Raw genomic sequence first — 26,376 nt, 5'->3', positions numbered from 1 at the left:
TTCCAGCAAACTTTATGAAGATCCGTGTAGGAGCAGCCGGTCGACGCTCGATTGCTCGCGATGGTCGTCAACGATGACGCTGGGTGCCTGACACCCAGCGGTGCTCTCAGGTTCATCGCGAGCAGGCTCGCTCCTACAAGGGTTACTACTGCTTACTTACCGGATTTGATCTTGGTCCAGCTGCGAGTCAGGATCCGCTGGGTCGCGGCCGGCAAATCGGCAATCGCGTACAGCTTGGCCAGCACATCGGCAGGCGGGTAGACACCCGGATCTTCGGTGATTTCTTTTTCGACCAGAGGAGTGGCCGCCGCGTTACCGTTCGGGAAACGTACCGCGTTGGTGATTTCAGCCATGATTTCCGGCTTTTGCAGGAAGGTCATGAACTTGTAGGCGCCTTCGACGTTTTCGGCATCTTTAGGGATGGCGACCATGTCGTAGAAGCTGCCGGCACCTTCTTTCGGAATGTTGTAGCTGACTTTCACCTTGTCACCGGCTTCGGCGGCGCGCGCTTTGGCCTGGTAGATGTCACCCGAGTAACCCACGGCTACGCAGATGTTGCCGTTGGCCAGGTCGGAGATGTACTTGGACGAGTGGAAGTAGCCAACCGAAGGACGAATCTTCAGGAACAGCGCTTCGGCTTCGGCCAATTGTTTTTTGTCCTGGCTGTCGGTTGGATAGCCCAGGTAGTGCAACGCCACCGGAATCATCTCGGTTGGCGAATCAAGGAAACTGACGCCACACGATTTCAACTTCGCGATGTTTTCAGGTTTGAACAACAGGTCCCAGGAATTGGTCGGTGCATCGGCGCCCAGTGCTGCCTTGACCTTCTCGGCGTTGAAGCCGATACCGATCGAACCCCACATGTACGGGAAGGCATGTTCGTTGCCCGGGTCGCTCACCGATACCGCTTTGAGCAGGTCAGTGTTCAGGTTCTTCCAGTTAGGCAGCTTGGACTTGTCCAGCTTCTGGTAAACGCCGGCCTTGATCTGCTTGGCCAGGAAGTTGTTCGACGGTACGACGATGTCGTAACCGGACTTGCCTGCCAGCAACTTGGCTTCCAGGGTTTCGTTACTGTCGAATACGTCGTAAACGACTTTGATGCCGGACTCGGTTTCGAACTTCTTGATGGTGTCCGGAGCGATGTAATCGGACCAGTTATAGACGTGCAACACCTTGTCGTCCGCCTGAACCGCACCCGCCATAATGCCCATCAGGGACATGGCGAGAAGTGTCTTGCCAGCAAGCTTTTTTCCTAATGCCTTCATGCGTAATGCTCCAAATTTTTTCTTTTTTGAACCACTTTGTTCAGCGGCCAAACCCGGGCAACTGGAACCGCGGCTAGTCTGGCAAGATCGGTGGCGGTCTTTCAAGGAAAGGCCGCCGTTTGCGACTGCCCTGAGCGAAAGTTTCATGTCTCCCGCTCAGAGCCTAGCACTTAGCCCTGCAACGCACTCAGGGTCAGGTCCAGACACTTGCGTGCCTTGGTCACCAGCTCATCGATTTCAGCCTTGGTGATCACCAGTGGCGGAGCGATGATCATGGTGTCGCCGACGGCACGCATGATCAGGCCGTTGTCGAAGCAGAATGTGCGGCAGATCATGCCGACGCCCTTGCCTTCGTAACGCTTGCGCGTGGCCTTGTCCTGAACCAGTTCGATGGCCCCCAACAGCCCCACCCCGCGCACTTCCCCCACTAACGGGTGATCGCTCAGTTCCCGCAAACGTTTCTGCAAGTAAGGTGCCGTTTCTGCATGAACGCGCTCGATAATTTTTTCTTCGCGCAGGATGCGGATGTTTTCCAGCGCCACCGCCGCCGCCACCGGGTGCCCGGAGTAGGTGAAACCGTGGTTGAAATCGCCGCCCTCGTTGAGCACCGCCACCACTTCGTCACGCACGATCAGGCCACCCATCGGGATGTAGCCGGACGTCAGGCCTTTGGCGATGGTCATCATGTCGGGTTTGAGGCCGTAGAAATCGGTACCGAACCACTCACCGGTGCGGCCGAAACCACAGATCACTTCGTCCGCCACGAACAGGATGTCGTACTTGGCGAGGATTTCCTTGATGCGCGGCCAGTAGGTGTCTGGCGGAATGATCACGCCACCGGCACCCTGGATCGGCTCGGCAATAAAGGCACCGACGTTGTCCACGCCGATTTCCAGAATCTTCTCTTCCAGCTGATTGGCTGCCCACACACCGAACTCTTCCGGTGTCATGTCACCGCCTTCACTGAACCAGTAAGGCTGGGCGATGTGGACGATGCCCGGGATCGGCAAGTCGCCTTGTTCGTGCATGTACGTCATGCCACCCAGGCTCGCGCCGGCCACGGTGGAACCGTGATAACCGTTCTTGCGGCTGATGATGACTTTCTTTTTCGGCTGGCCCTTGATCGCCCAATAGTGGCGGACCATACGCAGCATGGTGTCGTTGCCTTCGGAGCCGGAACCGGTGAAGAACACATGGTTCATGCCTTCTGGCGCGATGTCGGCAATGGCCTTGGCCAGCTCGAGCACCGGCGGGTGAGCGGTCTGGAAGAACAGGTTGTAGTAAGGCAACTCGCGCATTTGCTTGCTGGCGGCATCAGCCAGTTCATCGCGACCGTAGCCGATCGCTACGCACCACAGGCCGGCCATGCCGTCGAGGATCTTGTTGCCTTCGCTGTCCCAGAGGTAAACGCCCTTGGCGTTGGTGATGATCCGCGGGCCTTTCTCTTTCAGCTGCTTGAAGTCGCTGAACGGGGCCAGGTGGTGATCGTTGCTCAGGGTTTGCCATTCACGGGTTTGCGGGTTGTTGCTGGTCATGCGAACTCTCCTAAGATTTCGGTGAAAGGCGCCGCCAAAAGCAGCGGCGCCCGGCGCATCAGACGGCGAAGAGCAGGAATTCCCGCTCCCAGGAGCTGATCACGCGCTTGAAGTTTTCATGCTCGGCCCGCTTGACCGCGACGTAGCCAGTGATGAATTTCTTGCCCAGGTATTTCTCGATGGTCGCGCTGTTTTCCATGCGATCCAGCGCGTCCTCGATGGTCAGTGGCAGGCGCAGGTTGCGGCGTTCATAGCCGCGCCCCACCACCGGCGCACTTGGGTTCAAGCCTTCGACCATGCCGATGTAACCGCAGAGCAGGCTCGCGGCAATCGCCAGGTACGGGTTGGCATCAGCCCCCGGCAGGCGGTTTTCCACCCGACGGTTTTGCGGCCCGGCATCCGGCACCCGCAGGCCCACGGTGCGGTTCTCTTCACCCCACTCCACGTTCACCGGCGCCGACGTATCCGGCAGGAAGCGGCGGAACGAGTTGACGTTCGGGGCGAACAGCGGCAACAGCTCGGGGATCAGTTTCTGCAAGCCACCGATGTGATGCAGGAACAACTGGCTCATGGTCCCGTCTTCATTGGAGAAGACGTTCTTGCCGGTCTCGATGTCGATGATGCTCTGGTGCAGGTGCATCGCGCTGCCCGGCTCGCCGGTCATCGGCTTGGCCATGAAAGTGGCGGCCACGTCGTGCTTGAGCGCGGCTTCGCGCATGGTGCGTTTGAACACCAGGATCTGGTCAGCCAGGGACAGGGCATCGCCGTGACGGAAGTTGATTTCCATCTGCGCCGTGCCGTCCTCGTGGATCAGCGTGTCGAGGTCCAGCTCCTGCAGTTCGCACCAGTCGTAGACGTCTTCGAACAGCGGATCGAATTCGTTCGCCGCTTCGATGGAGAACGACTGGCGACCGATTTCCGGGCGCCCCGAGCGACCGATTGGCGGTTGCAGCGGGTAGTCGGGGTCGTCGCTACGCTTGGTCAGGTAAAACTCCATTTCCGGCGCCACGATTGGCTGCCAGCCCTTGTCGGAATAGAGCTTCAGAACCTTTTTAAGCACGTTGCGCGGCGACAGCTCGATCGGGTTGCCTTGCTTGTCATAAGTGTCGTGGATCACCTGGGCGGTCGGCTCGATGGCCCATGGCACCAGGAACACTGCATTCGAGTCGGGACGGCAGATCATGTCGATGTCGGCCGGGTCGAGCAGTTCGTAATAGATGTCGTCTTCGACATAGTCGCCGGTCACGGTCTGCAACAGAACGCTCTCGGGCAGGCGCATGCCTTTTTCAGCAATGAACTTGTTGGTCGGCGAAATCTTGCCCCGGGTGATCCCGGTCAAGTCGGCGATCATGCATTCGACTTCTGTGATCTTGTGGTCTTTCAACCAATCGGTGAGCTGGTCGAGGTTGTTACTCATAAATGCCTCTTAGGCTGAGTTTCCTGACTCTTATAAGTCAGGCGTTGTTTGACGCACGGGCGTCGCTTGGTACAGATTGCCACTGCAATTGCCGCGCACAAATACCTGCCTCGACGACGGCATGGGTGAACGGGAACAATCCAAGGCGTGCAGAATCATGAGCGATGACCGACACGTTGGTCGGGCCAGCCAGGTAAAACGGTTCTATATTGGAAGGACAACCCGTAAAGAGAATGTCGCGCAGACCGTCCAGAATATCGGACGGAACCAGCCGGTTTGCCGGGGAAGGAAGAGTCGACGGCACGCCTTTGGCAACACGGGCCCTGGCGTGAGCGTAACGATCGCCACTGATGTGATAAGCATGCAGACCGATCTGCGTAGAGCAGACGGCGACGCCGATTAACGGCAGGCGAGACATGAAGCACCCCGGTATTATTGCTGTTATGGGTTTGAATCGAGCTTAGCCTTGTTCATTTTTTTACACAACACCCCCGTAAAAAATACAACACGGCCCGCTCAAGCCCGCGGACGGCAAAGCATTCAAAGGCATAAAAACGCCCCAAAGTGCCTCAAAAAAGCCTCATGGGCGCTTTTTTAGGGCAAAAAAGGCCTCGCTTGACTTCGGCATGCCGTTCGGGTTGACTGGAATCCGAAGAGATCAATGATTGATATTTTTAACAACAAAGGTGTTGCATCATGTCGGTACCCCCGCGTGCCGTTCAGCTTAACGAAGCGAACGCGTTCCTTAAGGAACATCCTGAGGTTCTGTACGTTGACCTTCTGATTGCGGATATGAATGGTGTGGTGCGCGGCAAGCGCATTGAACGCACCAGCCTCCACAAGGTTTACGAGAAAGGCATCAACCTGCCGGCCTCTCTATTTGCTCTGGATATCAACGGCTCGACGGTGGAAAGCACCGGCCTGGGCCTGGACATCGGCGATGCTGACCGAATCTGCTATCCAATCCCCGACACACTGTGCAATGAGCCCTGGCAGAAGCGCCCTACCGCGCAACTGTTGATGACCATGCACGAACTCGAAGGCGAACCATTCTTCGCCGACCCGCGCGAAGTGCTGGCCAACGTGGTGCGCAAGTTCGACGAAATGGGCCTGACCATCTGCGCCGCGTTCGAACTGGAGTTCTACCTGATCGACCAGGAGAACGTGAACGGCCGTCCGCAACCACCTCGCTCGCCGGTTTCCGGTAAACGCCCGCACTCGACACAGGTCTACCTGATCGACGACCTCGACGAATACGTCGACTGCCTCCAGGACATTCTGGAAGGTGCAAAAGAGCAAGGCATCCCGGCCGACGCCATCGTCAAGGAAAGTGCCCCGGCGCAGTTCGAAGTGAACCTGCACCACGTGGCCGACCCGATCAAGGCCTGCGACTACGCGGTCCTGCTCAAGCGCCTGATCAAGAACATCGCCTACGACCATGAGATGGACACCACCTTCATGGCCAAGCCTTACCCGGGCCAGGCGGGTAACGGTCTGCACGTCCACATTTCGATTCTTGATAAAGACGGCAAAAACATTTTTGCCAGCGAGGATCCCGAGCAGAACGCCGCACTGCGTCACGCGATCGGCGGTGTGCTCGAGACCCTACCGGCGCAGATGGCTTTCCTCTGCCCGAACGTCAACTCCTACCGTCGTTTCGGCGCGCAGTTCTATGTGCCGAACTCGCCGTGCTGGGGCCTGGACAACCGCACCGTAGCGATTCGCGTACCCACCGGCGCCGCCGATGCCGTGCGCATCGAACACCGTGTAGCCGGCGCCGACGCCAACCCGTACCTGCTGATGGCTTCGGTCCTGGCGGGCGTGCACCACGGCCTGACCAACAAGATCGAGCCGGGCGCACCCGTGGAAGGCAACTCCTACGAGCAGAACGAGCAAAGCCTGCCGAACAACCTGCGCGACGCACTGCGCGAGCTGGACGACAGCGAAGTCATGGCCAAGTACATCGATCCGAAATACATCGATATCTTCGTGGCCTGCAAGGAAAGTGAGCTGGAGGAGTTTGAACACTCCATCTCCGACCTTGAGTACAACTGGTATCTGCATACCGTTTAAGCGGTTGCAGTGAAAACAACGCCGCAGGCTTCACAGCTTGCGGCGTTTTTTTTGCTCGCGATTTGTTATGGAATGCTTGCGACCAAAAACCAAAGAAAACTCCTACGAATTCGTCAGACGCTAACGACATCTGCCCCCTGACCACCACCTCACACTCTAGACTCCGGAACTCTTTCCGTTTCCCTGACTACGTGTGAGAACAAAAATGAAAAAACAGCGATTGGGTACAGCCATGACTCTGATCGTCGCCAGTTTGTGCACGACCGCCTGGGCAACCGCTGGCGACACGGCCCCATGGAGCTATTCCGCCCCCACCGGCCCACAAAACTGGGGTGAACTGAAGAGCGAGTACAGCCTCTGCTCGTCAGGCCAAACACAGTCGCCCATTGATATTCGTGACGCGGTCAAAACCGATCTGGAGCCTCTGAACTTTACCTATCATTCGGGCAAAGCCACGGTAGTGAACAACGGTCATACGATTCAAGTAACTCCAGAGAACGCCGGAGGAATCAATCTGGCCTCCGGTCATTACTCCTTGGTACAACTGCATTTCCATACGCCAAGTGAAGAAATGATCCAGGGGCGCATCTTCCCGATGGACGCACACCTGGTTCATCGCAATGCCGCAGGCGAACTGGCCGTGGTGGCAGTGGTGTTTGAAGAAGGTGCTCACAACCCGAACCTGGAGCCTGTCCTGGCAGCCATGCCAAAAAATACAGGTGGCACTGCGAACCTGGAGGCGATTAACGTTGCGCAGTTATTACCTGCAAACCATAACGCCTATTCCTACATGGGCTCCCTCACAACACCTCCCTGTACCGAAGGCGTGCGCTGGAATGTGCTGACCACTCCATTGGAAATTTCCCGCGCGCAACTGGAGGCTTTCCAGGTGCTCTATCCGATGAATTCACGCCCAGTTCAACCCTTGAACGGTCGGAGTGTGCACGTCGGAGGCTAATCAGTCCTGACAGTCAATTCGGGCAGCGGTGCCCATACAGACAAGGTGCCACCCGCCTCGTACAATGCCCGCTGCCCCGCAGGAGACTTCAATGACCCGACTCGCCACCCCACGCAAACCCCGCGCCCGCAGCCAGGCCCGGATCGATTCGATACTCGATGCCGCCCGCACGCTGCTGGCCGCCGAGGGCGTGGCCAGTCTGTCGATCTACAGCGTTGCCGAACGCGCGGAAATCCCGCCCTCCTCGGTCTACCACTTTTTCGCCAGCGTCCCGGCCCTGCTCGAAGCGCTGACCGCCGACGTCCACGCGGCTTTTCGCGCCTGCCTGCAAGCGCCCATCGACCACGATGCGCTCAACGGCTGGCGCGACCTGTCGCGGTTGGTGGAACAACGCATGCTCGACATCTACGACGAAGACGCCGCCGCCCGCCAATTGATCCTCGCGCAGCATGGCCTGACCGAAGTGACTCAGGCCGACCGTCAGCACGACATTGAGCTGGGCGACCTGATGCACAAGCTGTTCGATCATCATTTCGAACTGCCTAAATTGCCGACTGACGTTGATGTGTTTGCGCTGGCCATGGAGCTGGGTGATCGCGTTTATGCCCGCTCAGTGCAACAGCATGGGCAGATCACGCCGCGCATGGCCGAGGAAGGGATGCGGGTGTTTGATGCGTATCTGGGGCTGTATTTGCCGCCGTATTTGCCCAAGCGTGCTATTCCTGCCTGATTATTTTTCAGCTGCACCGGCCTCATCGCGAGCAGGCTCGCTCCTACATTGGAACGCGTTTCCCTGTGGGAGTGAGCCTGCTCGCGATGGCCGCACCGCCGAATTGACTGATTCACGCCCATAAAAAACCCCGAAGGGTTCGAACCCTTCGGGGTTGTTGTTGGCGCACAGTCTTACAACTTGGCGATCGACACCTCGGTGGATTTCACGAACGCGATCACTTCACTGCCGACCACCAGTTCCAGCTCTTTCACCGAGCGGGTGGTGATCACCGACGTGACGATGCCGGAAGCGGTTTGCACGTCGATTTCCGACAGCACGTCACCCAGTACGATTTCCTTGATCGAGCCTTTGAACTGGTTACGAACGTTGATGGCTTTGATAGTCATGATGTTGATTCCTGTCGTTGGATGAGGCTTGAGTTATTGAGCCCAACGCAATTGCGTAGGCAAGGGTGAAACAGGTTCCGGTTCCGGCGGCTGGCCGGGCAGCGCGAGGACGCGATTGAGGACTTCGGTTTCCAGCGCCGCCAGCCGATGCGAACCCCGAACCCGAGGGCGCGGCAGTTCCACGTGCAGGTCGAGGCCGACTTCGCCCTCTTCGATCAGGATCACCCGATCGGCAATCGCCACCGCTTCACTGACGTCGTGGGTCACCAGCAACACGGTGAAACCGTGCTTCTGCCAGAGCCGTTCGATTAGTTGCTGCATTTCGATCCGGGTCAGGGCATCCAGCGCGCCCAGCGGTTCGTCCAGCAACAGCAGGCGCGGTTGATGAATCAGCGCGCGGGCCAGGGCCACACGCTGCTTCTGCCCGCCGGACAAGGCCGCCGGCCATTCATTGGCGCGGTCCGCCAGACCCACCGACTCCAACGCTTCCAGCGCTTGTGGCCGCCAGTTGCCCGAGAGCCCGAGGCCGACGTTGTCGATGACCTTTTTCCACGGCAGCAGACGGGCTTCCTGGAACATCAACCGGGTATCTTCCCGTGCGTCACTCAGCGGTGCGGAACCGGCGAGCAACTCGCCGCCAGTCGGCTTATCGAGGCCGGCGAGCAACCGCAGCAAGGTACTTTTGCCGCAACCACTGCGCCCCACCACGGCGACGAATTGGCCGGCCGGAATGTGCAGATCGATCTCGCGCAGCACCTGCCGCGAACCGAAGGTTTTTTGCAGCTTGCGCACCACCAGCGGAATCCCGCGCAGCAGGCGTGGAGGTTGTTGAGCGGTCATGCGGCACCTCCTTTGGCAACCTGATACGCCGGATGCCAGCGCAGCCACACACGTTCAAGTCCACGAGCCGCGAGGTCGGCCAGTTTGCCGAGCACCGCGTACATCAGGATCGCGAGCACCACCACGTCGGTCTGCAAAAACTCCCGGGCGTTCATTGCCAGGTAGCCAATGCCGGAGCTCGCGGAAATGGTTTCAGCAACGATCAAGGTCAGCCACATGAAGCCCAGCGCAAAACGCACGCCGACCAGAATCGAAGGCAATGCACCCGGCAGAATCACCTGACGGAACAGACTGAAACCGGACAAGCCGTAGCTGCGCGCCATCTCCACCAGCGCCGGGTCGACGTTGCGAATGCCGTGGTAGGTGTTGAGGTAGATCGGGAACAAGGTGCCCAACGCCACCAGGAAAATCTTCGCCGACTCGTCGATGCCGAACCACAGGATCACCAGCGGAATCAGCGCCAGGTGCGGCACGTTGCGGATCATCTGCACCGAACTGTCGAGCAGGCGTTCGCCCCATTTCGACAGGCCGGTAATGAAGCCCAGCGCCAGGCCGATGCCGCCACCGATGGTGAAGCCCAGCGCCGCACGCCAGCCGCTGATTGCCAGGTGCGTCCAGATTTCACCGCTGCGCACCAGGCTCACGCCGGCTTCGATCACGGCAATCGGCGCCGGCAGAATCCGTGTCGACAACCAGCCCGCCGACACCGACAACTGCCACACCGCCAACAGCAAAATCGGCAACGCCCAGGGCGCCAGGTTGTGGATGATTCTCTTCATGGCGCGCCTCAGCTCTGGGACGCAGCTTTGGGAAGAATGTCGTTGGCGACCATCTCGCCGAACGGGCTGACGTAACCGGCGCTTTTCGGCAGCTCCGGACGCTCGATGTCCAGGTGCGGGAACAGCAACTCGGCGACGCGGTACGACTCTTCCAGGTGTGGGTAACCGGAGAAGATGAAGGTGTCGATGCCCAGGTCCGCGTATTCCTTCACGCGGGCGGCCACGGTCGGACCGTCGCCGACCAAAGCAGTACCGGCACCGCCACGCACCAGGCCGACACCAGCCCACAGGTTAGGGCTGACTTCCAGGTTGTCGCGGCTGCCGCCATGCAGCGCCGCCATGCGTTGCTGGCCCACGGAATCGAAGCGCGCCAGGGAAGCCTGGGCACGGGCAATGGTGTCGTCGTCCAGGTGCGAGATCAGTCGGTCCGCCGCTTGCCAGGCTTCGGCATTGGTTTCACGGACGATCACGTGCAAGCGAATACCGAAGCGCACCGTGCGGCCAAGCTTCGCGGCTTTGGCGCGAACCTGTTCGATCTTCTCGGCCACGGCGGCCGGCGGTTCGCCCCAGGTCAGGACCATTTCCACTTGCTCGGCGGCCAGGTCTTGCGCGGCTTCCGACGAGCCGCCGAAGTACAGCGGCGGACGCGGTTGCTGGATCGGCGGATAGAGCAACTTGGCGCCTTTCACGCTGATGTGCTGACCGTCGTAATCGACGGTTTCGCCTTCCAGCACGCGACGCCAGATGCGGGTGAATTCCACCGAAGCCTGATAGCGCTCTTCGTGGGTCAGGAACAAACCATCGCCGGCCAATTCTTCCGGATCACCGCCGGTCACCAGGTTGAACAGCGCACGACCGCCGGACAGACGATCCAGTGTCGCGGCCTGACGCGCAGCCACCGTCGGGGAAATGATCCCGGGGCGCAGAGCGACAAGGAATTTCAAACGCTGGGTCACCGGGATCAGCGACGCGGCCACCAGCCACGAGTCTTCGCACGAGCGGCCAGTGGGAATCAGCACCCCGCCGAAGCCCAGGCGATCCGCCGCTTGCGCGACTTGTTGCAGGTAACCGTGGTCAACGGCGCGAGCGCCTTCGGCGGTGCCAAGGTAATGGCCGTCGCCGTGGGTAGGCAGGAACCAGAAGATATTGAGGCTCATGGAGTGGTCTCCTTGGGGAATCGAATTACCGGGCTTTGGGTTACTGAGCTTTGGCAACGGCTGCCGGTGGCGTCCAGATCACGTCTTTGATACTGAGCGGCTTCGGAATCAGCTTGAGCTGGTAGAAGCTGTCGGCGATTTTCTGTTGCGCGGCGACCACTTCCGGGGTCAGGAACAACGCACCGTAGCCCTGGCGTTTCACCGAGGTCAGGGTGATGTCTTCCGGCAAGCCGAGCAGTGGCGAGACCTGTTTGGTCACGTCTTCAGGATTGGCCTTGGACCATTCGCCGACGGCGCGCACTTCTTCCACGAGGGTCTTGATCACCTCAGGATTTTTCTGTGCGTAAGGCTTGGTCGCCAGGTAGAACTGATGGTTGTCGACGATGCCCTTGCCATCGCGCAGGGTGTGCGCTTGCAGCTGCTTCTCGGCGGCGGCCTGGTACGGGTCCCAGATGACCCAGGCATCGACACTGCCACGCTCGAACGCGGCGCGGGCATCGGCCGGCGGCAGGAAGACGGTCTGGATGTCGGTGTATTTGAGGCCGGCGTCTTCAAGCGCGCGGACCAGCAGGTAGTGAACGTTGGAGCCTTTGTTGAGCACGACTTTCTTGCCCTTGAGGTCCTTCACCGATTTGATCGGCGAGTCCTTCGGCACCAGGATCGCTTCGCTGTGCGGCGCAGGCGGTTCGTAGGCGACGTAGAGCAGATCGGCGCCCGCCGCTTGAGCAAATACCGGAGGCGTTTCGCCGGTGACACCGAAGTCGATGGAGCCGACGTTCAGGCCTTCAAGCAGCTGCGGGCCGCCGGGGAATTCAGTCCATTGCACGTCGACACCTTGGGCGGCGAGGCGTTTTTCCAGGGTGCCTTTGGCTTTGAGCAGCACCAGGGTGCCGTACTTTTGATAGCCGATCCGCAGGGTTTCAGCTTGTGCTTGAGTAATGGCGCCGAAGGTTACAGCCGCAGCAAACAGAGCGACCAGACCACGACGCAAAATGACAGTGCGCATAGCGCTCTCCTTTTTGCAGTTGGGTTTTGGCTGCACCTGCTTAACCGTTGACGGCTGAGTAAGGTGAGTTTTTTGTCTGAAAAGTGCCTGCGCTCGATCATGCTGCGTTAAAAGTCAGCTCGGAATGCTCATTGACTAACGTCAACTCCGCTTCCTCGCTAACTTTTGCCTTGCCTGATCTTCGCTCGGCGACTTTTCAAACTAAAAAATAAAATGCTTTAAATGCTCCAGCGAGCACTCAACAAACGATCATTCAGCAGGTTCGGATCGATCGGCTTGGGCCGTCGGGCCATGGCGCTGAAGAACAACTCCAGCGATTCATTCAGTCGTTGTTCCAGCTCCGGCGCCAGCTGCGCCTGGGCGCTGCCTTCGCCGTAAGCGATCTGGCTGTCCACAGCGAAAATCCCGTGGAGCATTTCCTGGGCTTTCAATGCCGACAGCACGGGCTTGAGTGCGTAGTCCACCGCCAGCATGTGAGCGATGCTGCCGCCGGTGGCCATGGGCAAAACCACTTTGTGCGCCAGGGCGCGTTCGGGCAGCAGGTCCAGCACGGTTTTCAGAGCGCCGGAAAACGACGCTTTGTACACCGGGGTGGCGATCAGCAGGCCATCGGCGTTTTCAATCTGTTGCAACAGGTCGATCACCTTGGGGCTGTCGAACCGTGCGTGCAGCAAGTCTTCGGCCGGGAAGTCCCGTACCTGATAACTCACCACTTCCACACCTTGCTCTTGCAACCAGCGTTGAGAGCGCTCCAGCAGCACCCCGGAACGGGAGCGTTGGCTGGGACTGCCACCGAGTGAGACGACCAGCATTCAGACGATTCCTTGAACGGTGCAGGCGATTCGCAGTGGGCGATCTCGCTTTGATGGAGAGACCTTAACAGGTGATTTATATATCTTTAAATCATATTTATTCATTTCGTTATTCGCTGTAGTTCTATACGAAACCGCTTTGTCCGGGCAAAAAAATGGGCCGTATAAACGGCCCGAAATTCCCCTGCTATATGGATTTTGCACAGCCCTGTAGGAGCGAGGCTTGCCCGCGAAGAGGCCATGACGTCCAACATTGATGTTGGCTTTGACGACGTCTTCGCGGGCAAGTCGGGTCGCCGCATCGCTCGCTCCTACAGGGATTGGTTTTCAGCTCAACGATTGGGCTGCGGCGTCAGGCGCAGGTACGGCTTCACCGCGCGATAACCCTTTGGAAAGCGCTTCTTGATTTCCTCTGGATCCTGAAGCGACGGCACGATCACCACTTCTTCACCGTCCTGCCAGTTGGCCGGGGTGGCCACCTTGTAGTTGTCGGTGAGTTGCAGCGAGTCGATCACCCGCAGGATTTCATGGAAGTTGCGACCGGTGCTCGCCGGGTAGGTAATGGTCAGGCGAACCTTTTTGTTCGGGTCGATCACGAACAGCGAACGCACGGTCAGGGTGTCGTTGGCGTTCGGGTGAATCAGGTCGTACAGGTCCGATACCTTGCGATCAGCGTCGGCCAGGATCGGGAAGTTGACGATCGTGTTCTGGGTTTCGTTGATGTCCTCGATCCACTTGTGGTGCGAGTCCACCGGGTCTACCGACAACGCGATGGCCTTGACCCCGCGCTGGGTGAATTCATCCTTGAGCTTGGCGGTGAAGCCCAGCTCGGTGGTGCACACCGGGGTGAAATCCGCCGGGTGGGAAAACAGCACCCCCCAGCTATCGCCCAGCCATTCATGGAAACGGATGGTGCCGGCGCTGGAATCCTGTTCGAAGTCGGGTGCGATGTCGCCGAGTCTGATGCTCATGGTGGGCTCCTGATGAGTAGGTGTAGAACTCAACTGTAGCTCGTGTTGGGGAGTTTATAAAAAGAATAAATAAAGCCATTCTTAGACCCTAAAAGAATATTAAAGATCTGTTCACTGGACCTGCAAAGTCATCGCGACGACTATCGCTTCCAAGGTTCGAGAAGGCCTTGAGTCGCTGCAAAAGAGGGAACGTTTCGGGACGGGATTACGGGGGTGACCCCGCCCCGAAAACGCAAAAGCCCCGCCCGGCGTGATGCCGGGCGGGGCTTTTTTTCAGCGGTTACGCGAGCGCTATTACAACAGCGGGATCGAGTAGCTGACGATCAGGCGGTTTTCGTCCTGCGAACGAGTGTTCGGCAGGTCGGTACGCCACATAGCGTTTTTCCACATCAAACCAAGGTTTTTCAGCGGGCCTTCTTGTACAACGTACGCCAGGGTGAAGTCGCGTTCCCACTCGGAACGACCCGAAGCGTTCTCGCGGCCATTGCTGCCCACGGTGTCGATATCGTCACCTTTGAGGTACACAGCGCCAGCGGTCAGGCCTGGTACACCCACTTTAGCGAAGTCATACGAGTAGCGTGCTTGCCAGGTTTTTTCGCCGGCACGGGCGAATTTCTGGATTTGCATGTCAGTGATGATGTAAGCCGACGAGCCGTCACCCTGGTTCAGCCAAGGGAAGTCGCTGCTGCCGTTGCTGACCTGATAACCGCCACCGAAGGTGTGACCGGCAACGGTGTACAGGAACAGGCCGCTGTACAGGTTGTTGTCGACTTTACCTTTACCGTTTGGCGCATTGTAGTTGCCAGACGTGAAGTAGTTGAGGTCGTGACCGTTGGCACCGTCGTCACTGCTATTGAAGTAGCGCAGGTCGGATTTCAGAACGCCCGGGCCGATTGCCCAGTTGTGAACCAGACCCAGGAAGTGCTGCTTGTAGAAATCTTCCAGGTTGCCGTAGTAGTACTGGGCAGTCAGGTCTTTGGTGATTTTGTAGTCACCGCCACCGTAATAGAATTTGTTGCTGTCGCGGCCAGCCGCAGTGCGACCGTTGGCACCAGCGATCGACAACTCTTCGTTGTTGCTGGAGTTACGACCTTTGGCGTGCTCGATCTGACCACCGACCAGTGTAAGGTCCTTGATATCGCCCGAGGTGATCTGGCCACCCTGGAAGGTTTGTGGCAGCAGACGACCGTCGTTGGTCACGATCACTGGCAGTTTTGGCTGCAAGGTACCCAGCTTCAATTCGGTCTGGGAGATCTTGGCTTTGGCAGTCAGGCCCAGGCTGGAGAAGTTATCAACCGCTTCGCCGTTGGACTTGCTCGGGAACACAGTGCCGCCATAAGCGTTACCAGGGGTGCCATTGGCGTTAACGTTGCCATTAGTGCCGCCGCCCGAATCCAGACGTACACCCAGCAGGCCGATGGCGTCGATACCGAAGCCAACAGTGCCTTGGGTATAACCGGAAGTGAAGCGCAGATCGAAGCCTTGGCCCCACTCTTCGTTTCGACTTGGGCTGGCAGTACCGTCACGGTTATCAGTGTTGATGTAGAAGTTACGCAGCCCCAAAGTAGCTTTGCTGTCTTCGATGAAACCGGCGGCGCCTGCCTGCTGCGCCAAAACCCCTACGGCCACAGCCAGGGCCAAGGTGGACTTGTTCATTGTTTCGCTCCTCTCGTTTCTAATTTTTTCGGTCCTGAGTCGAATGCCCTGGATCCTGAAATGTGCGGATACCGCCAACCGCAATCCGCGCGCCACTCAACTGATGTGTCTAAGTCAAGGGTCTAAGCGCGGCGAATGGGCCGGCATGGTAAACGTAAATACATTTATTTCATTCTTTTTCATGCCGTGCGGGAATAAAAAGCGGCATTTTAATCGCTACGGGACACTCGATATCGGCCCCGGCGGGATGCACTTTAGGGCTTTATTTTAAAAGCCAAAAAGAATAATAAATTCCTAAGTAATACCTAATTGGCATATGTGAAAAAAACACAAAAAAGCCCCGCCAAACGGCGAGGCTCTTTTGCGCAATCTCTTACAGGAAGCTGTAGGTGTAGTTGAAGATCAGACGGGTCTGGTCTTGGTCAGCGTTGGTGTTGCCACGATAAGCACCGTGACGCACCGTCGTGCCAAACCCTTTAAGTGGACCGGTTTGAATCACATAGTCTACGCGCAGGTCGGTTTCCCGCTCGTTCAGGTCTTCACCCGCGCCGCTGACGGTCTTGATATCCCGGCCATACAAGTAAGCAGCCGAAGCTTTCAAGCCTGGTACGCCCAAAGACGCGAAGTCATAGGTGTACTGACCGTACGTGGTGTTTTCACCGGCACGGATAAAGCTGCCCACAGTGGCATCGGTGAACGAGTAGAAGCTGGCGCCGCCACCACCTTCGTTGCGACCGTTGCCATCGACAACGTTGCCCTGGTTCAAGAAGACGAAGCCGCCGTCATCGTTGACACGCTGATGCCCGAGCAGGAACGCGTTGCCACCCAGGGTGTAGGTGAACGTGGCGCTCCAGGTCTTGTTATCGACCTCGCCCTTGTTCTTGGCGAAACCACCGTTGTTGTTGAATTGGTAGCCAGCCTGACCGTTCTTGCCGTCGGAGCTGCTGTCGAAATAACGAAGGTCGGTCTTGAACGACTGGTTGGGTGCGATCGGGTAGACGTGCACCAGGCCGAGGAAGTCCTGCTTGTAGAAGTCTTCCAGGTTCGCGTGGTAGTACTGCAGCATCAGGTCTTTGGTGACTTTCCAGTCCGCACCGGCATAACGGAACTGATTGCTGTCCTGAGTAGCGCCAGCCACAGACAGGCCGGTGCTGTTGCTGGATGCGCGACCCGTCGCGTGCTCCAGCTGACCTACGTTGAAGGTCACGTTGTCGATTTCCTTCGAGGTGATGGTGCCACCTTCAAAGGTTTGCGGCAGTACGCGACTGTCGTTCGCGATCAGGATCGGCATGTTTGGCTGCAGGGCACCACCGTAGTGGGCCTCTGTCTTCGAGAAGCGTGCCTTGACGTTGCCCGCCACGCGGCTCCACGAACTCTCTGCCGAACCATCGGTATCGCTAGGGCTGAAGGAGTTATTGTCCGGGTGATGGCCCTTGCCGCCGTCCAGATGGATACCGACCAGTGCCTGGGCATCGATACCGAAACCTACGACACCTTGGGTGAAGCCCGACTGGTAATCGAATTTGAGGCCTTCAGCGGCTTCGCGCTGACGGTTAGCTGGGGTCTTGGCGCCTTCACGGACATCGGCGTCGAAATAATAGGTACGCGAACTGACGGAAGCCTTGCTGTCTTCGATGAAACCGGCGGCGCCTGCCTGCTGCGCCATAACCCCTAGGGCCACGGCCAGCGCCAAGGTGGACTTGTTCATTGTTAAACTCCTCTCGTCTCTAATTCTTGTATTCCTGGCCCGGAATCAATGTCCCAAGTCCTAAGATGCGCGATTAGCGCCAGAGCGTGACCCACAAGTCAATCGTAACCATGTGTGTCTACGACCATGGTCTAATCCCCGTTTTTTGGTCCGTGCAGGGTCATGATTTCGTCATAAACCTGAAAAGAATGAATGGATTCTTTTCTAATACCGTTTAGGAATTTTGCTCACCGTTTGCTGCCCCGCGGACTAGAGCGGCCAGCTCATAAGCTAATTCCTAAATGGTATTTATTAGGCGTTTTTTAGATCGATTAGGTTTGGAAGCAATTCCGCAACAATTCCTATCGATAAGGCCTACGCCATGACGACCAAGCGCGCACTATCCAACCCAATTGTTACAGTTTGTGTATCGGTATTATTTTCTTTTTCCGCCCATGCCGCGAACCTCACCGTCGGCTATCAAACCGGAATAGACCCCAGCAAAGTTCCCCAGGCGGATGGACTCTACGAGAAAACCATCGGCCAAAAAATTGACTGGCGTCGTTTCAACAGTGGACCGGAAGTAGTAACCGCCATCGCCTCGGGCGACGTACAGATTGGCAACCTCGGTTCAAGCCCACTGGCCGCGGCCGCCTCGCGCAATTTGCCGATCGTCGCGTTTATCGTTTCTGCCCAGATCAACGCCGCCGAAGCGTTGGTGGTACGCAACGGCAGCGGCATCGATAAACCGGAAGATCTGATCGGCAAGACCATCGCCACACCGTTCGTTTCAACCTCTCACTACAGCTTGCTCGGCGCCTTGAAGCACTGGGGCCTCGACGCCTCGAAAGTCAAAGTGGTGAACCTGCAACCAGCGGAAATCGCTGCCGCCTGGAAGCGTGGGGACATCGACGGTGCGTTCGTCTGGTCGCCCGCCCTGGGGGAAATTCGCAAGACTGGCAAGACGTTGACTGACGCCGCACAGGTGGGTCAGTGGGGTGCGCCGACTTTTGAAGTGTGGGTAGCGCGCAAGGATTACGCCGAGAAACATCCAGACGTCGTCGCCAAGTTCGCCAAGGTGACGCTGGACTCGTTCGCCGACTATGCGGCACATAAAGACAGCTGGACTGCGGATTCGGTGCCGGTACAGAAAATCGCCAAACTGACCGGTGCCAATGCCGCCGATGTGCCGGAACTGCTGGCCGGTTCTGCATTCCCGGACGCCAAGGCGCAACAAACCACCGCGCTGCTGGAGGGCGGCACGGCGAAGGCGATTGGTGAGACGGCGAAATTCTTGAAGGAGCAAGGCAAGGTTGAGACGGTGCTGCCGGACTATTCGCCGTATGTCAGTGCGAAATTCGTCACCGAGTAACACACCGTTCCCCGTAGGAGCGAGGCTTGCCCGCGAAGAGGCCATACCTGCCGACACATATGTTGAATTTGAGGCCGCCTTCGCGGGCAAGCCTCGCTCCCACATGGTCCGGGTTACAAGGTTTTTTCGAAGATCTTCGAATTACGCTGATAGTTGTACAGCGACGCCCGCGCCGACGGCAGGCGCTCGACGCTGCTTGGCACAAACCCGCGCTCGCGGAACCAGTGAGCCGTACGGGTCGTGAGGACAAACAGCGTCTTCAACCCCTGAGCACGGGCGCGGGTTTCGATCCGCTCCAGCAGCTCATCCCCGCGACCGCCATGACGGTACTCCGGGTTCACCGCCAGACACGCCAACTCCCCCGCATCCGAATCGGCAATCTGATACAGCGCCGCGCAAGCGATGATCATGCCTTCGCGCTCGACCACGCTGAACTGCTCGATCTCACGCTCCAGCACTTCGCGGGAACGCCGCACCAGAATCCCCTGCTCTTCCAGCGGACTGATCAAATCCAGCAAACCACCGACGTCTTCGATCGCCGCTTCGCGCACAACCTCGAATTGCTCCTGGGCCACCAGCGTACCGCCACCGTCACGGGTGAACAGTTCGGTCAGCAGCGCGCCGTCTTCGGCGTAACTGACAATATGGCTGCGCGCCACGCCGCCACGGCAGGCTTCAGCCGCCGCATCCAGCAGTTCCGCCTGATAGTTGCTGCCCAGACGCTGCAAATGCGCCGGCACTTGTTGCGGGCGCAGTTCGCGCACCAGACGACCGTTTTCATCGATCAAGCCCAGGTCCGCGCCGAACAGCAACAGTTTATCGGCCCCCAGGTCAATGGCCGCGCGCGTGGCGACGTCTTCGCAAGCGAGGTTGAAAATCTCCCCGGTCGGCGAGTAGCCCAGCGGCGACAGCAGCACAATGGAGCGCTCGTCCAGCAGGCGATTGATGCCTTTGCGGTCAACCCGGCGCACTTCGCCGGTGTGGTGATAATCGACACCTTCGAGCACGCCGATTGGCCGGGCGGTCACCAGGTTGCCGCTGGCCACCCGCAGGCGCGAGCCCTGCATCGGCGACGAAGCCATGTCCATGGACAGGCGCGCTTCGATGGCGATACGCAATTGGCCGACCGCATCAATCACACACTCCAGCGTCGCGGCATCGGTGATGCGCATGCCGTGGTGGTAATGCGGGGTCAGGCCGCGTGCCGCGAGACGGGTTTCAATTTGTGGACGGGAACCGTGAACCAGCACCAGTCGCACGCCAAGGCTGTGCAGCAGCACCAGGTCGTGGACGATGTTGCCGAAGTTCGGATGCTCCACGCCGTCGCCGGGCAGCATGACGACGAAGGTGCAATCGCGGTGGGCATTGATGTAAGGCGAAGCGTGACGAAGCCAATTAACGTATTCGGGCATGAACCTGGGCCTGTAATAAATAGCAGCCAAAAAATGGGCGAAACAGAAAACGCACAGCGGGCTGATGGTTATCGTCGGAACAGGCTTGGCGACACGCGCGCTCTCCTCATGAATACGGGTTTAAACATCGGTTATTTACCTGTAGGAGCCAGCTTGCTGGCGATCCATACGGCGCGGTCCATCAGGTGAACCGCGTCATCGTTCATCGCCAGCAAGCTGGCTCCTACAGGTTATGTGGCCTTCAGGCAGTAATGTTCAATCAACTGTCGTAATAGATGCACGGTAGGCTGCAAACGTGACATTTCGAGGTATTCCCCCGGTTGGTGCGCACACGCGATGTCACCCGGGCCCAGCACCAGCGTTTCGCAGCCAAGGCGTTGAAGATAAGGCGCTTCCGTCCCGAACGCCACTGCTTCGGCGCGATGACCGGTGAGCTGCTCCGCGATGCGGACCAATTCAGCGTCTTCGGCCTGCTCGAAGGGCGGCACTTCAGGGAACAGCGGCGCGTAATCGATCTTCACCTGATGGCGCTCGGCAACCGGCTGGAGTTTCTGCAGAATCTCCGCGCGCAGCACCTTGGGGTCCATGCCCGGCAACGGACGCAGGTCGAATTCCAGCGAACACTGGCCGCAAATCCGGTTGGGGTTATCGCCGCCATGGATGCAGCCGAAGTTCATGGTCGGAGTCGGCACGCCAAACTGTGGATTGCGGAATTCACGTTGCCACAGCAAGCGCAGGCCGCGCAATTCGCCAATCGCATCATGCATGGCTTCGAGGGCGCTATGGCCCAGGCGCGGATCGGAGGAATGGCCGCTCTGACCGAGAATGTCGATGCGCTCCATCATGATGCCTTTGTGCATGCGGATCGGCTTGAGCCCGGTCGGCTCGCCGATCACCGCCGCTCGGCCCAACGGGCGTCCTGCTGCGGCCAAGGCGCGCGCGCCGGACATCGAGCTTTCTTCGTCGCAAGTGGCGAGGATTAGCAACGGCTGTTTGAACGGCTGGTCGAGCAACGGCAGGACGGCTTCGATGGCGAGGGCAAAAAAGCCTTTCATGTCGCAACTGCCCAGCCCGACCCAGCGGCCATCGACTTCGGTCAGCTTCAGCGGATCGGTCTGCCACAACGCGCCATCGAACGGCACCGTGTCACTGTGCCCGGCGAGCACCAGACCGCCGGGGCCGGAACCAAAACTGGCCAGCAGGTTGAATTTGCCAGGGCTGACCTGCTGGATATCGCAGGCAAAACCCAGATCACCGAGCCACGTCGCCAGCAAATCGATCACTGGACGGTTGGTCTGATCGAGGCTGGCCTGAGTGCAACTGACCGATGGTGCGGCAATCAGCGCAGCGAACTGATCTTTCATCGACGGCAACGGCATCGCTGACTCCAACTCCCGAATTGAAGTCCATCATAGAACCATCCGGTGACAGGAATAAACCGTCGCGGCGCGTAGGTCTGAGCAGTGCTGTACACTGCACGACTTTGGCAGCCACACATTCCCCCGGCTGCGCTCCCGATCCTGGATTTTCCGGCCATGCAGAAAGAAACTGAAATCAAACTCCGCGTCAGCCGCGAAACCCTCGCCGCACTGCGCGAGCACCCGCTCCTGAAAAAACGCAACAAAAGTGGCTGGGAACGCCGTGAACTGATGAACCAGTACTTCGACACGCCTGAGCGCGACCTGGCCCGCGCCAAGGTTGCCCTGCGCCTGCGCAAGGACGGCGAAGAAGTCATTCAGACCCTCAAGACCCGTGGCCAGAGCGTCGCCGGTTTGTCCGAGCGTAACGAATACGACTGGAACCTACCCAAAGCCAAGCTCGACGTGAAAAAACTCGACGGCGAATGCTGGCCTGAAGAGCTGGCCGAGCTGGACAAGAAAACCCTGAAGCCGATCTTCACCACCGATTTCGTCCGCGAACGCGCTGAAATCGCCTGGGGCCGTGGCAAGACCAAAGTGGTCATCGAAGCCGCGCTGGACCTGGGCCACGTGGTGGTCGGCAAGCAGAAAGAAGAAATCTGCGAGCTGGAACTGGAACTGCGCGAAGGTGAACCGGCTGCATTGCTGGAGTTGGCCGCCGAACTGGCCGCGACCCTCGCCCTGATGCCGTGTGACATCAGCAAGGCCGAACGCGGTTATCGCTTGTACGACGCCAACAGCTATTCGTTGAGCCTGCCGGCCCCGCAGATCAGCGCCGAAATGCCGCTGGACGACGCGTTCGCCGCGTTGAGCTGGCACTTGCTGAGCAGCAGCCAGCGTCTGGCCGAGCAATATCGCTTCAATGGCCACTGGCGTCTGCTGCAGGACTGGGTCGAAAACCTCGCTGAATTGCGCGCCCTGCTGAGCAGCCTTGGCCAGGCCGCGCCGCGTCAATCGACGCACGACCTGCGTCTCGCGCTGGATGCCTTGCTTGAAGACTGGCGTCCGCTGGTTCAAGCCGGTCTGGACGACGAAGACGTGCGCAAAGCCGCGCCGGAGCAGTTCCTCGAAGAACTCGAAGACCCGCGCTGGGGCCTGTTCTCGCTGAACACCTCGCGCTGGCTGCTGGCCCGCACCTGGGCGGCCGATCGTAATGTTCGCGGCAATCGCCAGGGCGCTGCGCAACTGGGTAGCTGGTTGCCGCGCTTGCTCGGTGAAGAAGCGACGTCCCTGCAATTGCAGCGTTACCAGCAGCAGCCGGAAGATCTGGCCGAGCAACTGCCGCGCATCGAGCGCATCCAATCCTGGTTGCACCATGCGCGCAACGTGCTGGAGGTCCCGGAAATGGATCGACTGTACGGCGAGCTGAAACAGTTGGCGTTGCTGGCTAACGAGCCGATCACCGATGAATTGCTGGATGCGCGTAAGCAGCAGGCGATTGCCGTTTATCAGAATCGTGCCTGGAAAATGCTGCTGCGTATGTAAAACCGCCTTCGCGGGCAAGCCTCGCTCCTACAGGTACTGTGCAGATCCTGTAGGAGCGAGGCTTGCCCGCGAAGAGGCCCGTGCATTCACCGCTAAATCTCAGACCGGCAAACTCGTCGTCGACTTGATCTCCGACAACGCCACAATCGAGTTCACCTCCTGAATCCCCGGCACCATCGACAGCTTCTCAAAGAAAAACCGCTCATACGCCTCGATGTCCGCCGTGACAATACGCAACAAGAAATCCACCGACCCCATCAGCACATAACACTCCAGCACTTCGGGAAAACCGCGAATCGCCTCGGTGAACTCAGTGAAGTTCGAACGCCCGTGCGCGTTGAGTTTTACCTCGGCAAAGATCTGCGTGTTGAGCCCGATTTTCTTGCGGTCCAGCAGCGTCACCTGGCCACGAATGATCCCCTCCTCCTTCATCCGCTGAATCCGCCGCCAGCACGGCGACTGCGAGAGCCCCACCTGCTCGGCGATCTGCGCGCTGGAGAGCGAAGCGTCCTCTTGCAGCAACGCGAGAATCTTGCGGTCGTAGCCATCCAGTTCGCTTTGCATAGAAAAACCTGTAATCGATGTCTTGTTGAATCACACGATTCGATAAATCGTTAATTAGCCCCATCATAGATAAGAAATGCCCGGCATCGAATGTAAAAATTCCTCCAGTGATTTTGGAGACCGACCATGCCGTATCTTGAAGCCGTGAACACCTCGCCCACCCGCGCCGATGTCTGGAACGCCAGCAACGCCCAGTGTCGTGTGCACTACCAACTGCTGGCCGAAGCCGAACCGGACTTGCTGTGTCGCGCGCTCAACCTGTTCGCGTTGCAGTTCCTGACGCCGCAACAGGTCAACGTGCAGCGCACGGACGATCTGCTGGCGATCGACATCGTCATGGATGGACTGAGCTGGCACCGCGCTCAAGTGATCGCGGAAAAACTGCGTAACCTGATCAGCGTCTGCTCGGTGGACCTGCAAGCGTCTGATTCTGCGTGGGCTGAAGCCGCTCAGGCGACGGGCTGAAAAAACCCGATACGGATTCGTCGGGTAGTGGCCCAACGGTCGGTGGGTCCACGACTATCCTTTGCGAACTGTTGTTCACGAGGAGCCCGCATGTCCGTTCAACTTGCCTTTCAGGACCGCTGGCTGGATCTCAATGATTTGCTGCGCGAGTTGGTCGCCCAGGGCTTTATCAGCCAGGATTCGGCCGAGCACGCACTGAATGCCCGCCGCCGTCACGCCGCCAATGGCCAGATGCACCCGCTGGAGTTCATCGCCAGCCAACAGCTGGATGACCTCAGCCGTCCCGGCAAACACCTCGATCTGGAAAGCCTGACCCTGTGGCTGTCGCAGCAGGCCGGTCAGCCTTATCTGCGCATCGATCCGCTGAAAATCAACGTCGCGGCCGTTACGCCGCTGATGTCCTATGCCTTCGCCCAGCGCCACAAGATTCTCGCGGTGTCCATCGATCGCGACGCCGTGACCGTGGCCAGCGCCCAGCCTTACGTCAAGGGTTGGGAAGCCGACCTGACCCATGTGTTGAAGCTGCCGATCAAACGGGTGGTGGCCAACCCGGTGGATATCCAGCGCTTCAGCGTGGAGTTCTTTCGCCTGGCCAAATCGGTCAGCGGCGCGACCAACAACGATCATCAAACCAGCACCCTGGGCAATTTCGAACAACTGCTCAACCTCGGTGCCAGCGATCAGGAACCGGACGCCAACGACGCGCACATCGTCAATATCGTCGACTGGCTGTTCCAGTACGCTTTCCAGCAACGCGCCAGCGATATCCACATCGAGCCCCGGCGCGAGCAAGGCACAGTGCGCTTTCGCATCGACGGCGTGTTGCACAACGTCTATCAATTCCCGCCGCAGGTGACCATGGCGATTGTCAGTCGCCTGAAGAGCCTGGGGCGGATGAACGTCGCGGAAAAACGCAAACCCCAGGACGGCCGGGTCAAAACCAAGACCCCGGATGGCGGCGAAGTCGAACTGCGGCTGTCGACATTGCCGACGGCGTTCGGCGAAAAAATGGTCATGCGGATTTTCGACCCGGAAGTGCTGCTCAAGGATTTCGATCAGCTTGGGTTTTCCGCCGAAGACCTGCGCCGCTGGCAGGACATGACGAGCCAGCCCAACGGCATCATCCTCGTGACCGGCCCGACCGGCTCGGGCAAGACCACCACGCTTTACACCACGCTGAAAAAACTGGCGACGCCGGAGGTCAACCTTTGCACCATCGAAGACCCGATCGAGATGGTCGAGCCGGCCTTCAACCAGATGCAGGTCCAGCACAACATCGACCTGACCTTCGCTGCCGGCGTGCGCGCACTGATGCGACAAGACCCGGACATCATCATGATCGGCGAGATCCGGGACCTGGAGACGGCCGAAATGGCGATTCAGGCCGCGCTCACCGGCCACCTGGTGTTATCGACGCTGCACACCAATGACGCGCCCAGCGCCATCAGCCGCCTGCTGGAACTCGGCGTGCCGCATTACCTGATCAAGGCCACGGTGCTCGGCGTCATGGCGCAGCGGCTGGTCCGTACGTTGTGCCCGCACTGCAAGGCCCCGCTGACCCTGAGTGAAGAAGACTGGCAAACCCTGACCAAACCCTGGCAAGCGCCGTTGCCCGGCAATGCGCAACGCGCCATCGGTTGCCTGGAATGCCGCGACACCGGCTATCGCGGCCGCGCCGGGGTGTACGAAATCATGCAACTGACGGATGGCCTCAAAGCGCTGATCAACCCCGACACCGACTTGCTGGCGATACGGCGCCAGGCGTTCAAGGAAGGCATGCGCAGCTTGCGACTGTCGGGCGCACAGAAGGTGGCGGCGGGTTTGACGACGATCGAGGAGGTGCTGCGGGTGACACCGCAGAGTGAACAGAAGTAGCACGACCGTGATGGAACTCGGCAGGGTCATTGGCAATCCAACCCCGCGTAGTTAACCCAGTGGAGTCACCCATCATGCGTTTCAAACTTGCTGTTGCTACCCTCGCCGTGTTGTCCCTTCCAGTCGGTTCGGCGATGGCTGATGACAGCTTTTGGCGTAACGTCCTTACTTCCGGTGCCACCACCGGTTCGTCCTACCTGACCTCCAGGGATCAAAAGCTGATCGTCGCCGCCCAGGACGACGCCGGCAGCTTTGTCGCCAGTGACGGCGCTATTCGCGGCCCCTATCTGGAAGCCGCAATGCAGAAAGTCCGCGCCGACAACCCAGGCCTGCAGGCCACGGATATGGAACTGGCGAATGCGATCCTGGCGAAGAATGCCGTCGCGTCGAAGTAAGATTTACGGCTGAACAAAAATGTCGCTCACATGAGCGGCATTTTTTGTGCCCGACACAACCATCCTGTAGGAGCGAGGCTTGCCCGCGAAAGCGTCATGTCAGTCAACATAAATG

The 26,376-nt window shown here is 58.8% G+C and carries 24 protein-coding genes; 8 read left to right on the top strand and 16 right to left on the bottom strand.

What is annotated here, in order from left to right; translation table 11 throughout:
• Positions 1 to 152: 152 nt before the first annotated feature.
• From KGA97_RS09495 to KGA97_RS09480, 4 genes are all read right to left on the bottom strand, one after another.
• Positions 153 to 1,265, bottom strand: a complete 1,113-nt coding sequence (locus tag KGA97_RS09495; protein WP_008026034.1) for a polyamine ABC transporter substrate-binding protein — start codon at positions 1,263 to 1,265, stop codon at positions 153 to 155.
• Between the two features lie 170 nt (positions 1,266 to 1,435).
• Positions 1,436 to 2,800, bottom strand: coding sequence for an aspartate aminotransferase family protein (locus tag KGA97_RS09490; RefSeq protein ID WP_008026032.1), 1,365 nt, complete (start codon positions 2,798 to 2,800; stop codon positions 1,436 to 1,438).
• Between the two features lie 58 nt (positions 2,801 to 2,858).
• Positions 2,859 to 4,217, bottom strand: a complete 1,359-nt coding sequence (locus tag KGA97_RS09485; protein WP_008026030.1) for a glutamine synthetase family protein — start codon at positions 4,215 to 4,217, stop codon at positions 2,859 to 2,861.
• A gap of 37 nt (positions 4,218 to 4,254) precedes the next feature.
• Positions 4,255 to 4,635, bottom strand: coding sequence for a gamma-glutamyl-gamma-aminobutyrate hydrolase family protein (locus KGA97_RS09480; protein ID WP_223480662.1), 381 nt, complete (start codon positions 4,633 to 4,635; stop codon positions 4,255 to 4,257).
• Between the two features lie 278 nt (positions 4,636 to 4,913).
• Between KGA97_RS09480 and KGA97_RS09475 the strand changes: the two genes are divergently transcribed.
• The 3 genes from KGA97_RS09475 to KGA97_RS09465 all read left to right on the top strand — a co-directional run bounded on the left by KGA97_RS09475 (position 4,914) and on the right by KGA97_RS09465 (position 7,978).
• The gene (locus tag KGA97_RS09475; protein ID WP_008026026.1) at positions 4,914 to 6,290 is read left to right on the top strand and encodes a glutamine synthetase family protein; all 1,377 of its coding nucleotides are present in this window, start codon (positions 4,914 to 4,916) and stop codon (positions 6,288 to 6,290) included.
• Positions 6,291 to 6,522: 232 nt separating this feature from the next.
• Positions 6,523 to 7,248: a carbonic anhydrase gene (locus KGA97_RS09470; RefSeq protein ID WP_223480661.1), complete on the top strand. Its 726-nt coding sequence runs from the start codon at positions 6,523 to 6,525 to the stop codon at positions 7,246 to 7,248.
• Between the two features lie 91 nt (positions 7,249 to 7,339).
• Positions 7,340 to 7,978, top strand: a complete 639-nt coding sequence (locus tag KGA97_RS09465) for a TetR/AcrR family transcriptional regulator (RefSeq protein WP_008040751.1) — start codon at positions 7,340 to 7,342, stop codon at positions 7,976 to 7,978.
• Positions 7,979 to 8,151: 173 nt separating this feature from the next.
• Here KGA97_RS09465 and KGA97_RS09460 read toward each other — a convergent pair whose 3' ends face one another.
• The 9 genes from KGA97_RS09460 to KGA97_RS09420 form a co-directional block, all read right to left on the bottom strand.
• A complete protein-coding gene (locus KGA97_RS09460) occupies positions 8,152 to 8,367 on the bottom strand; it encodes a molybdopterin-binding protein (RefSeq protein WP_003229256.1) in 216 nt (71 codons plus the stop codon).
• 33 nt (positions 8,368 to 8,400) lie between these two features.
• Positions 8,401 to 9,207, bottom strand: a complete 807-nt coding sequence (ssuB, locus tag KGA97_RS09455) for an aliphatic sulfonates ABC transporter ATP-binding protein (RefSeq protein WP_008040746.1) — start codon at positions 9,205 to 9,207, stop codon at positions 8,401 to 8,403.
• Positions 9,204 to 9,986 carry an aliphatic sulfonate ABC transporter permease SsuC gene (ssuC, locus tag KGA97_RS09450; protein ID WP_192227512.1) on the bottom strand — a complete coding sequence of 261 codons (783 nt, stop codon included), beginning with the start codon at positions 9,984 to 9,986 and terminating at the stop codon, positions 9,204 to 9,206. The genes ssuB and ssuC overlap by 4 nt, the downstream gene beginning before the upstream one ends.
• Before the next feature lie 8 nt (positions 9,987 to 9,994).
• Positions 9,995 to 11,143: an FMNH2-dependent alkanesulfonate monooxygenase gene (gene ssuD / locus KGA97_RS09445; protein WP_008026018.1), complete on the bottom strand. Its 1,149-nt coding sequence runs from the start codon at positions 11,141 to 11,143 to the stop codon at positions 9,995 to 9,997.
• Positions 11,144 to 11,183: 40 nt separating this feature from the next.
• Positions 11,184 to 12,149 (bottom strand): sulfonate ABC transporter substrate-binding protein, encoded by a 966-nt coding sequence (locus KGA97_RS09440; RefSeq protein WP_008026015.1) that lies wholly within the window; start codon positions 12,147 to 12,149, stop codon positions 11,184 to 11,186.
• Between the two features lie 218 nt (positions 12,150 to 12,367).
• Positions 12,368 to 12,961, bottom strand: coding sequence for an NADPH-dependent FMN reductase (gene ssuE, locus KGA97_RS09435; protein WP_008026012.1), 594 nt, complete (start codon positions 12,959 to 12,961; stop codon positions 12,368 to 12,370).
• Between the two features lie 332 nt (positions 12,962 to 13,293).
• Positions 13,294 to 13,932 carry a peroxiredoxin gene (locus KGA97_RS09430; protein WP_223480660.1) on the bottom strand — a complete coding sequence of 213 codons (639 nt, stop codon included), beginning with the start codon at positions 13,930 to 13,932 and terminating at the stop codon, positions 13,294 to 13,296.
• Positions 13,933 to 14,226: 294 nt separating this feature from the next.
• A complete protein-coding gene (locus KGA97_RS09425; protein WP_223480659.1) occupies positions 14,227 to 15,588 on the bottom strand; it encodes an OprD family porin in 1,362 nt (453 codons plus the stop codon).
• Between the two features lie 373 nt (positions 15,589 to 15,961).
• Positions 15,962 to 17,296 (bottom strand): OprD family outer membrane porin, encoded by a 1,335-nt coding sequence (locus tag KGA97_RS09420; RefSeq protein ID WP_008040737.1) that lies wholly within the window; start codon positions 17,294 to 17,296, stop codon positions 15,962 to 15,964.
• 361 nt (positions 17,297 to 17,657) lie between these two features.
• On the opposite strand from KGA97_RS09420, the gene tauA reads away from it, so the two are divergent.
• Positions 17,658 to 18,647, top strand: coding sequence for a taurine ABC transporter substrate-binding protein (gene tauA / locus KGA97_RS09415; RefSeq protein WP_008026005.1), 990 nt, complete (start codon positions 17,658 to 17,660; stop codon positions 18,645 to 18,647).
• 113 nt (positions 18,648 to 18,760) lie between these two features.
• Here tauA and argA read toward each other — a convergent pair whose 3' ends face one another.
• Positions 18,761 to 20,059 (bottom strand): amino-acid N-acetyltransferase, encoded by a 1,299-nt coding sequence (gene argA, locus KGA97_RS09410; protein WP_008026003.1) that lies wholly within the window; start codon positions 20,057 to 20,059, stop codon positions 18,761 to 18,763.
• A gap of 230 nt (positions 20,060 to 20,289) precedes the next feature.
• Positions 20,290 to 21,438, bottom strand: a complete 1,149-nt coding sequence (argE, locus tag KGA97_RS09405) for an acetylornithine deacetylase (protein WP_223480658.1) — start codon at positions 21,436 to 21,438, stop codon at positions 20,290 to 20,292.
• A 156-nt stretch (positions 21,439 to 21,594) separates the two neighbouring features.
• Here argE and KGA97_RS09400 point away from each other — a divergent pair, with 156 nt between their 5' ends.
• A complete protein-coding gene (locus KGA97_RS09400; RefSeq protein ID WP_008026000.1) occupies positions 21,595 to 22,962 on the top strand; it encodes an inorganic triphosphatase in 1,368 nt (455 codons plus the stop codon).
• Between the two features lie 99 nt (positions 22,963 to 23,061).
• Here the strand turns inward: KGA97_RS09400 and KGA97_RS09395 are convergent, their stop codons facing one another.
• Positions 23,062 to 23,526, bottom strand: a complete 465-nt coding sequence (locus tag KGA97_RS09395; protein WP_008024235.1) for an Lrp/AsnC family transcriptional regulator — start codon at positions 23,524 to 23,526, stop codon at positions 23,062 to 23,064.
• Between the two features lie 126 nt (positions 23,527 to 23,652).
• Here KGA97_RS09395 and KGA97_RS09390 point away from each other — a divergent pair, with 126 nt between their 5' ends.
• From KGA97_RS09390 to KGA97_RS09380, 3 genes are all read left to right on the top strand, one after another.
• The gene (locus tag KGA97_RS09390; RefSeq protein ID WP_223480657.1) at positions 23,653 to 23,991 is read left to right on the top strand and encodes a hypothetical protein; all 339 of its coding nucleotides are present in this window, start codon (positions 23,653 to 23,655) and stop codon (positions 23,989 to 23,991) included.
• Between the two features lie 90 nt (positions 23,992 to 24,081).
• A complete protein-coding gene (locus tag KGA97_RS09385; RefSeq protein WP_008040718.1) occupies positions 24,082 to 25,866 on the top strand; it encodes a GspE/PulE family protein in 1,785 nt (594 codons plus the stop codon).
• Positions 25,867 to 25,940: 74 nt separating this feature from the next.
• Positions 25,941 to 26,261, top strand: a complete 321-nt coding sequence (locus tag KGA97_RS09380; RefSeq protein WP_008024239.1) for a DUF2388 domain-containing protein — start codon at positions 25,941 to 25,943, stop codon at positions 26,259 to 26,261.
• The last annotated feature ends 115 nt before the right edge of the window (positions 26,262 to 26,376 follow it).

The sequence above is a fragment of the Pseudomonas sp. BF-B-15 genome (assembly GCF_019946675.1).
Classification (GTDB): domain Bacteria; phylum Pseudomonadota; class Gammaproteobacteria; order Pseudomonadales; family Pseudomonadaceae; genus Aquipseudomonas; species Aquipseudomonas migulae.
This window is presented reverse-complemented; position numbering and strand designations above follow the sequence as displayed.

Bases quoted from the DNA above. Each gene is read 5' to 3' on its own strand.
- KGA97_RS09495 (WP_008026034.1), bottom strand. From the start codon at position 1,265: ATGAAGGCATTAGGAAAAAAGCTTGCTGGCAAGACACTTCTCGCCATG.
- KGA97_RS09490 (WP_008026032.1), bottom strand. From the start codon at position 2,800: ATGACCAGCAACAACCCGCAAACCCGTGAATGGCAAACCCTGAGCAAC.
- KGA97_RS09485 (WP_008026030.1), bottom strand. From the start codon at position 4,217: ATGAGTAACAACCTCGACCAGCTCACCGATTGGTTGAAAGACCACAAG.
- KGA97_RS09480 (WP_223480662.1), bottom strand. From the start codon at position 4,635: ATGTCTCGCCTGCCGTTAATCGGCGTCGCCGTCTGCTCTACGCAGATC.
- KGA97_RS09475 (WP_008026026.1), top strand. From the start codon at position 4,914: ATGTCGGTACCCCCGCGTGCCGTTCAGCTTAACGAAGCGAACGCGTTC.
- KGA97_RS09470 (WP_223480661.1), top strand. From the start codon at position 6,523: ATGACTCTGATCGTCGCCAGTTTGTGCACGACCGCCTGGGCAACCGCT.
- KGA97_RS09465 (WP_008040751.1), top strand. From the start codon at position 7,340: ATGACCCGACTCGCCACCCCACGCAAACCCCGCGCCCGCAGCCAGGCC.
- KGA97_RS09460 (WP_003229256.1), bottom strand. From the start codon at position 8,367: ATGACTATCAAAGCCATCAACGTTCGTAACCAGTTCAAAGGCTCGATC.
- ssuB (WP_008040746.1), bottom strand. From the start codon at position 9,207: ATGACCGCTCAACAACCTCCACGCCTGCTGCGCGGGATTCCGCTGGTG.
- ssuC (WP_192227512.1), bottom strand. From the start codon at position 9,986: ATGAAGAGAATCATCCACAACCTGGCGCCCTGGGCGTTGCCGATTTTG.
- ssuD (WP_008026018.1), bottom strand. From the start codon at position 11,143: ATGAGCCTCAATATCTTCTGGTTCCTGCCTACCCACGGCGACGGCCAT.
- KGA97_RS09440 (WP_008026015.1), bottom strand. From the start codon at position 12,149: ATGCGCACTGTCATTTTGCGTCGTGGTCTGGTCGCTCTGTTTGCTGCG.
- ssuE (WP_008026012.1), bottom strand. From the start codon at position 12,961: ATGCTGGTCGTCTCACTCGGTGGCAGTCCCAGCCAACGCTCCCGTTCC.
- KGA97_RS09430 (WP_223480660.1), bottom strand. From the start codon at position 13,932: ATGAGCATCAGACTCGGCGACATCGCACCCGACTTCGAACAGGATTCC.
- KGA97_RS09425 (WP_223480659.1), bottom strand. From the start codon at position 15,588: ATGAACAAGTCCACCTTGGCCCTGGCTGTGGCCGTAGGGGTTTTGGCG.
- KGA97_RS09420 (WP_008040737.1), bottom strand. From the start codon at position 17,296: ATGAACAAGTCCACCTTGGCGCTGGCCGTGGCCCTAGGGGTTATGGCG.
- tauA (WP_008026005.1), top strand. From the start codon at position 17,658: ATGACGACCAAGCGCGCACTATCCAACCCAATTGTTACAGTTTGTGTA.
- argA (WP_008026003.1), bottom strand. From the start codon at position 20,059: ATGCCCGAATACGTTAATTGGCTTCGTCACGCTTCGCCTTACATCAAT.
- argE (WP_223480658.1), bottom strand. From the start codon at position 21,438: ATGCCGTTGCCGTCGATGAAAGATCAGTTCGCTGCGCTGATTGCCGCA.
- KGA97_RS09400 (WP_008026000.1), top strand. From the start codon at position 21,595: ATGCAGAAAGAAACTGAAATCAAACTCCGCGTCAGCCGCGAAACCCTC.
- KGA97_RS09395 (WP_008024235.1), bottom strand. From the start codon at position 23,526: ATGCAAAGCGAACTGGATGGCTACGACCGCAAGATTCTCGCGTTGCTG.
- KGA97_RS09390 (WP_223480657.1), top strand. From the start codon at position 23,653: ATGCCGTATCTTGAAGCCGTGAACACCTCGCCCACCCGCGCCGATGTC.
- KGA97_RS09385 (WP_008040718.1), top strand. From the start codon at position 24,082: ATGTCCGTTCAACTTGCCTTTCAGGACCGCTGGCTGGATCTCAATGAT.
- KGA97_RS09380 (WP_008024239.1), top strand. From the start codon at position 25,941: ATGCGTTTCAAACTTGCTGTTGCTACCCTCGCCGTGTTGTCCCTTCCA.